The sequence below is a fragment of the Pseudomonas gingeri genome, assembly GCF_013385635.1.
In the GTDB taxonomy this organism is placed as follows: Bacteria; Pseudomonadota; Gammaproteobacteria; order Pseudomonadales; family Pseudomonadaceae; genus Aquipseudomonas; species Aquipseudomonas gingeri_A.
In genome coordinates this window covers 1-754 of the sequence record NZ_JACAPR010000056.1, presented here as the reverse complement: position 1 = coordinate 754, position 754 = coordinate 1, and the positions used below count along the sequence as shown (strand labels likewise).

General features: G+C 63.9%; 1 protein-coding gene. It reads right to left on the bottom strand.

What is annotated here, in order from left to right; all coding sequences use genetic code 11:
* Window positions 1–754, bottom strand: a 754-nt coding sequence (locus HX851_RS33405; RefSeq protein WP_177066532.1) for a type VI secretion system Vgr family protein, incomplete at both ends; no start/stop codon positions are given.

The following is a 754-nucleotide window of genomic DNA, read 5'->3' as shown; positions in this document are numbered from 1 at the left end:
CTTCCCGGCATCCACCAGGTGTCCAAGATTGAGTTGGCTCTTGCCGCTCTGTTCGGTGCTGAGCTTGATGTGTTCCTGGCCGCGTAAATCCTCCATGCGCAGCTTGTTGTTGGCCGGGGTGCGCAGCACGTTGCGGCTCTCGTCGCGCCGGGCCAGGGTCACGGGGTCCGGGTGCTGGCTGTCGTGCAGGGCATGGGCGATATAGGGCCGGTCCGGGTCGCCCTGTTCGAAGGCCACCGCCACTTCGGTGCCGGCGATCAGCGGCAAATGCAGGCCGTGGGTATCGCCGGCATAGGGCCGCGCCAGGCGTAACCAGCAGCTTTCCTCCCCGATGGGCCACGCGTCGCGATCAAACAGGAAACGCACCCGGTAGCGCCCCTCCAGGTCGATCTCGGCATAGCGATCATTCTTTTGCGGGTTGCTGACGCGAGCCGGCAGGGTTCCGGCGATTTTCGGCTTGTCCTGTAGCGGTGGGCGAAAGCAGATAGTTTCCGCATACGGCATGGCCTGGAAACTGACTTCCAGGCTGCGGTCACGTGCCGCTTTCAGGGTCAACCGAGTGATCACCGCGCCGGGGGCAAACGCCTGGGGTGCACCACCGGTGATCTTGAGGACCTGGCCGGGAGCCAGGGTCGCGTTGCTGCTGACACCGCTGAGCAGGGTCTGCTCGTTGAGGTAGTGTTCATGGCGCAGGCGCGCATAGAAATAACCGCTTTCGCTTTTCAGGTCTTCGTCCTGGGCATAGCGGTCCCCG